8 protein-coding genes and 1 pseudogene are annotated in these 5,373 nt (G+C 66.7%); all 9 read right to left on the bottom strand.

Features of this window, described 5'->3' with window-relative positions; genetic code table 11:
- A pseudogene (locus WBF82_RS09270) lies at nt 1-133 on the bottom strand (hypothetical protein); the annotation flags it as partial.
- Complete coding sequence (locus WBF82_RS09265) at nt 126-434, bottom strand: type VII secretion target (RefSeq protein ID WP_424382752.1); 309 nt, start codon at nt 432-434, stop codon at nt 126-128. The pseudogene WBF82_RS09270 and the gene WBF82_RS09265, both read right to left, overlap by 8 nt.
- Nucleotides 435-486: 52 nt before the next feature.
- Nucleotides 487-1,824 (bottom strand): phosphoglucosamine mutase, encoded by a 1,338-nt coding sequence (gene glmM / locus WBF82_RS09260; protein WP_424382751.1) that lies wholly within the window; start codon nt 1,822-1,824, stop codon nt 487-489.
- 99 nt (nt 1,825-1,923) lie between these two features.
- Nucleotides 1,924-2,460, bottom strand: a complete 537-nt coding sequence (rpsI, locus tag WBF82_RS09255; protein ID WP_424382750.1) for a 30S ribosomal protein S9 — start codon at nt 2,458-2,460, stop codon at nt 1,924-1,926.
- Nucleotides 2,457-2,900, bottom strand: a complete 444-nt coding sequence (rplM, locus tag WBF82_RS09250) for a 50S ribosomal protein L13 (protein WP_424382749.1) — start codon at nt 2,898-2,900, stop codon at nt 2,457-2,459. The genes rpsI and rplM overlap by 4 nt, the downstream gene beginning before the upstream one ends.
- A gap of 359 nt (nt 2,901-3,259) precedes the next feature.
- Nucleotides 3,260-3,556 carry a WXG100 family type VII secretion target gene (locus tag WBF82_RS09245; protein WP_424382748.1) on the bottom strand — a complete coding sequence of 99 codons (297 nt, stop codon included), beginning with the start codon at nt 3,554-3,556 and terminating at the stop codon, nt 3,260-3,262.
- Nucleotides 3,557-3,564: 8 nt separating this feature from the next.
- On the bottom strand, nt 3,565-3,876 hold the full coding sequence (locus tag WBF82_RS09240; RefSeq protein WP_424382747.1) for a WXG100 family type VII secretion target: 312 nt from the start codon (nt 3,874-3,876) through the stop codon (nt 3,565-3,567).
- 53 nt (nt 3,877-3,929) lie between these two features.
- A complete protein-coding gene (locus WBF82_RS09235; RefSeq protein WP_424382746.1) occupies nt 3,930-4,874 on the bottom strand; it encodes an exopolyphosphatase in 945 nt (314 codons plus the stop codon).
- The gene (locus WBF82_RS09230; RefSeq protein ID WP_424382753.1) at nt 4,871-5,362 is read right to left on the bottom strand and encodes a DUF501 domain-containing protein; all 492 of its coding nucleotides are present in this window, start codon (nt 5,360-5,362) and stop codon (nt 4,871-4,873) included. The genes WBF82_RS09235 and WBF82_RS09230 overlap by 4 nt, the downstream gene beginning before the upstream one ends.
- Between the last annotated feature and the right edge of the window lie 11 nt (nt 5,363-5,373).

Raw genomic sequence — 5,373 nt, 5'->3', positions numbered from 1 at the left:
CCTGTGAGCCGTTCGCGGTCAGGTCGGGATGCTGATAACCGAGCGCATGGCATGCCTGCACATAGGTCTGCGTGTGCTCGACGGCGGACTGACCCTCGGCCAACCGGGCCGCAACGTCGAACCGGTCAGCCAAGACTCACCCGCCCCGCGGCACTCAGGTCCGCCTCGGCGTAGCGTTCGGCGCTGGCCCGTAGCGCCGTGGCGATCTCCACGCTCGCTCGCGCCCATTGGGAAAGTCCACCGGCCAACCGATTCACGGCGACCCGCAGCGCGTCACCGTGGCCGGTATACGCCCGTCCGGCACCAGAGCCGTCGAAGGCCAGCCGTGCAAGGTGGGTGCGCATCGCGTCGTCAATGAGTTGCGCGGTGTCGTCGAATCGGCTCGCGATCGTCCGCACTGCTGCGGCGTCGACGAACGCATTTTGTTGTCCCATACCGGCTTCGACGCATCGCGCCGGCCTGCAGTTCCGCGTAGCAATCAGGCGTTCAGTGCTGGGCGCGTACCGTCTCGGCGACCAGGGTGGCCAGGCGGTGGGCGGTGGACTCGTCGTCTGCTTCCACCATCACTCGAATCAACTGCTCGGTTCCCGAGGGGCGCAACAGGATTCGCCCGGTGTCACCAAGCTCATCCTCGGCCTGCTGAACGGCGGAACGAACCGAGGGCGCGGCGACCGCGGCGGCCTTGTCGGTAACCTCGACGTTGATCAGCACCTGCGGCAGCGTGTGCATCGCGGAGGCCAGCGCGGCCAGCGACGAGCCGGTCTGCGCCATCCGCGACATCAGCCGTAGGCCGATGAGGATGCCATCGCCGGTGGTGGCCAACCCGGGCAGCACGATGTGGCCGGATTGCTCGCCGCCGAGGCTGTAGTCACCGGATCGCAGCTCTTCCAAGACGTAGCGGTCACCGACGCTGGTGGTGCGGACCGTCACACCGGCCGCGCGCATCGCCAGATGCAGCCCGAGATTGCTCATCACGGTGGCCACCAGGGTGTTGCCGGCCAGTTCACCGGCGTCCTGCATCGCCAGCGCCAGAATCACCATGATCGCGTCGCCGTCGATGACTTCGCCGGCGGCATCGATCGCAAGGCACCGGTCGGCATCCCCGTCGTGCGCCAGACCCAGGTCGGCGCCGTGCTCGAGGACCGCCGATCGCAGTGCGTCCAGATGCGTCGACCCGCAGCGGTCATTGATGTTGAGCCCGTTGGGTTCGGAGTGGATCGCGATGACCCGAGCGCCGGCCGCGCGGTAAGCACGTGGTGCGGCCACCGAGGCCGCGCCATGTGCGCAGTCGACGACGACGGTCAGTCCGTCGAGCGCGACGGTGCCGGCCTTGCCGACCTGGCGCACGTAGCGTTCCAGCGCGTCCTCGGCGTCGATCACCCGTCCGATCCCCGCCCCGGTGGGACGCAGCCCCGGCCCGGCCGCGACCAGATCCTCGATCTGGTCCTCTGCGGCGTCGTCGAGCTTGTGCCCGCCCGGCCCGAAGATCTTGATGCCGTTGTCGGGCATCGGGTTGTGCGACGCCGAGATCATCACCCCGAAGTCGGCGTCGTAGGCGCTGGTCAGGTATGCGACCGCCGGTGTCGGCAGCACCCCGGCTCGCAGCGCGTCCACGCCTTCGCTGGTAAGACCCGCGATCACCGCCGCTTCCAGCATCTCGCTACTGGCCCGCGGATCACGACCGACCACCGCGACGCGTCGACGTGCACCATCGGAGCTGCTCAGCCGTCGAGCTGCCGCGGCGCCCAGCGCCAGCGCGAGCTCAGCGGTGAGCTCTCGATTGGCGACGCCGCGCACGCCATCGGTGCCGAACAGTCGACCCATGCGGACAAACCTCTCACAGTTGGTAACCGCGCATGCGGGTGACAAGGGGATTGCCCGTAGTGCCACCCAACTGAAACGCGGCCGTGATCGCCGCGGGGATCAGCGCTTGCTGTACTGCGGCGCCTTGCGGGCCTTCTTCAGGCCGTACTTCTTGCGCTCGATGGCACGCGGGTCGCGGGTAAGGAAGCCGGCCTTCTTCAGGGCGGGCCGGTCGTCGGGCGAGACCACGATCAATGCCCGGGCGATCGCCAGGCGCAGCGCACCGGCCTGGCCGGACGGGCCGCCGCCATCGAGGTGGGCAAAGATGTCGAAGCTCTCCACCCGGTCCACGGTCACCAATGGCGCCTTTATCAGCTGCTGGTGCACCTTGTTGGGGAAGTAGGCCTCCAGGCTGCGGCCGTCGAGGTCGAATTTGCCGCTGCCGGGCACCAGACGAACCCGGACCACAGCCTCCTTGCGGCGACCGACTGTTTGGATCGGACGCTCGATCACGAAAGAGTCTGTCCGTGTCGCAGGCGCGGCAGCCTCGGAAGGCTGCGCGGCTGTGCCTTCAGCGGCTTCGGCGGTCTCGGTTGCCGCGGTCTCGGTTTCCGCGGTCGCGGTTTCCGTGGTCTCAGTTCCTGCGGTTTCGGTCATTGGGCCACCTGCTTGATCTCGTATGTAACCGGCTGCTGGGCGGTGTGGGGGTGTTGCGACCCGGCGTAGACGCGCAGCTTGCGCTTGATCTGACGGCCGAGCTTGTTCTTCGGCAGCATGCCGAGGATCGCCTTCTCCACCACCCGGTCGGGGTGCTTTTCCATCAGCTCACCGATCGTGCGTTTCCGCAGGCCGCCGGGATAGCCCGAGTGGTGGTAAGCCAGCTTCTTGTGCAGTTTGTCGCCGCTGAGGGCGATCTTCTCGGCATTGATCACGATGACGAAGTCGCCACCGTCAACATTGGGGGTGAATGTCGGCTTGTGCTTGCCGCGCAGCAGGTTGGCTGCCGCGACGGCAAGGCGGCCGAGCACCACGTCCGTGGCGTCGATGACATACCACGCCCGCGTGGTGTCACCCGCCTTCGGCGCATAGGTAGACACAGCGCTTACCTTCTCTTCTCGGGTGGATCCCGGGTGTGACCCGGGTGCCGGTCCGGCGTCCACGGCAAGGGAGTGTCTCGGCGACCGACATTGACCCGAGTCCCGGCGTACCGCACGCCAACGGTGCAGCTTACCGGCCGTTATCCACGCAGGTCAAAACGGCCGACGGACACTGCGATGGGTGAAGCAATCTGCGTTGAGATTGCGGCCAGGGTTGTGGTCTGCGGCGAAAGCACAGCTCTCAGCGTAATCTCGCCGAATCCGTCGTCATCAGGTCAAACGCCCGACCCGATTTAGCACTGCGCGGTCCCGACGTCTCTCCCTTCCGCCGGGACCGCGCAGAGTCTGTTATCGGGTCACTACCGGGCCCATACCCCAGCCGCCCGGTGATCGGCGGCGGCGACATCCTCGGCGCCCGCGCGGACCGCGTTTCCGAGTTCGACCAGTATTTCGTTGAGCGCGGTGGCCGCCTGATGCCATCTCAGCTGCTCGATCCCGTACGCCGTGGCAGCTTCGCGGGTCCACAGTTCTTGCAGCGGCGCGACGTGAGATTTCAACTCCTGCAGGGCGGCGTTGAATCGGGCGGCGGTGGCGTGGATTTCCTGGCGAACCGAGCATTCGATCTCGTCGAAGTCGTACGCCAACTGCGGGTCCATTGATGGCCTCACAGGTCCGCGGCGGCGGTGCCGATGTGGTGGGCATGGCTGTCGGCCGATTCCCGCAGCGCGACTTCGTTATAGCGAATGGTCTCCGCGATTCCGTGCAGGGCATGGTTGAGTTTCATCGACTCCGCGTTCCACCGCTGCACCACATCCTTGAATCGCGCCGCCGCGGCCCCGCCCCACACCGACGGCGGCACACTGCTCATGCGACCGATGAAGGCGTGCAGCGTCGTCCGGATCTCTTCATTGTGGGTGTCGATGGACCTCGCAACCGAATGCATCAGATCGAAATCGGTGCTCAGCGTGTTGCTCATGACATTTAAGACTCCCGTTGGTCTGCTCCGGTTCCCGCCTGAGGGATCTGAGATCAGTCGGCGATCGAGAGCGCGATGCCGTCCAGGATGTCGTGCTCGCTGACCGTCAACGCGTCGATGCCGGCGCGTTCACGCAGCGCCAACGCCACTTCCTCGATCACGATCGCGCCGCCACCGATCACGTCGGCGCGTCCCTCGTGCATCGGCCCGAGCGCAGTGCGCTGTGCTCGAGACATATTGATCAGGTTGTCGCACACCGCGAAAAGCCGGTCCATGTCAACCCGCGAAAGGTGAATGGCCGCAGAATCATAGGTCGTCATGTCGTGCGCCAGCGCCGCGATCGTCGTCATCGTGCCGGCCACACCCACCCAGGTGCGGGCTTGTTGCACGGGCACGGCGCGCAGCGCCTCGCCGAGCCGTTCGCGAACCACTTCGCGGGCCGCCGCGACCTCGGCAGCCGTCGGCGGGTCCGAACGCAGACACCGCTCAGTCAGCCGCACGCAGCCGATGTCGGCCGAAAAGCTCGCCACGACGGAGTCCGTCCCGAGCACGATCTCGGTCGATCCGCCGCCTAAATCGACGATGACGAAAGGCGCTGCGGCGGAGTCTAGTTCGTTGACCGCCCCACGAAAGGAGAGTTCGGCCTCTTCGACGCCGGTGATCACCTCGGCGACGGAACCGTCGACCACGCCGCCCAACACGTCGGCCGTCATCGCGAAGAAGACATCGCGATTGCCGGCGTCGCGTGCCGCCGATGTCGCGACCATCCGTATCCGGTCAACGCGGTGCGTCGCACACAGCGCCGCGTAGTCGACGAGGGCGGTGCGGGTGCGCGCCAGAGCATCAGGCGCGAATCGACCGGTCGCGTCGACGCCCTGACCGAGCCGCACGATACGCATCTCGCGGTGCACATCTCGCAGCTTCCCGTCGACCGCATCGGCGATCAGCAGCCGAATTGAGTTGGTACCGCAGTCGATTCCCGCGACCCTGCTCATCATGCCCACTCCCCCGGATTCAGGATCCCAGCCATCGACGGCTCGGCCGCCAGCACCGCCAGCGCCTGGTCACCGAGCGGATTGGTTCCCCGGCCTTTGGCCAGCGAGTGCGCGATCAGCACATGCAGACACTTGACCCGGTCGGGCATGCCACCGCCGGAAAACGCCGTTCCCAATGGCTCGATGGCGTCCCGCTCGGCCAGATACGACTCGTGCGCCCGTCGATAGGCAGCGGCCAGTTCGGCGTCGTCCCGCAGTCGCTGCGTCATCTCTCGCATCATTCCCGCCGACTCCAACCTGCTCGCCGCTGCGGTTAGCGCCGGGTGCGTCAGGTAATACAGCGTCGGAAACGGTGTGCCGTCAGGCAATCTGGGTGCGGTCTTGACCACACCGGGTTCACCATTGGGGCACCGGTACGCGATCTGAAGCACTCCGCGCGGCTCGCGGCCGAGCTGGCGCGCCACCGCGTCGAGGTCGGCAGGATCAACCACCGTGCGGTGGC

The organism is Mycobacterium sp. (assembly GCF_049673265.1).
Classification (GTDB): domain Bacteria; phylum Actinomycetota; class Actinomycetes; order Mycobacteriales; family Mycobacteriaceae; genus Mycobacterium.
Note: the sequence above shows the minus strand (reverse complement) of the source record. Positions and strands in the feature narration are given on the sequence as shown.

Bases quoted from the DNA above. Each gene is read 5' to 3' on its own strand.
- WBF82_RS09235 (WP_424382746.1), bottom strand. From the start codon at position 4,874: ATGATGAGCAGGGTCGCGGGAATCGACTGCGGTACCAACTCAATTCGG.
- WBF82_RS09240 (WP_424382747.1), bottom strand. From the start codon at position 3,876: ATGAGCAACACGCTGAGCACCGATTTCGATCTGATGCATTCGGTTGCG.
- glmM (WP_424382751.1), bottom strand. From the start codon at position 1,824: ATGGGTCGACTGTTCGGCACCGATGGCGTGCGCGGCGTCGCCAATCGA.
- rpsI (WP_424382750.1), bottom strand. From the start codon at position 2,460: ATGACCGAAACCGCAGGAACTGAGACCACGGAAACCGCGACCGCGGAA.
- WBF82_RS09245 (WP_424382748.1), bottom strand. From the start codon at position 3,556: ATGGACCCGCAGTTGGCGTACGACTTCGACGAGATCGAATGCTCGGTT.
- WBF82_RS09265 (WP_424382752.1), bottom strand. From the start codon at position 434: ATGGGACAACAAAATGCGTTCGTCGACGCCGCAGCAGTGCGGACGATC.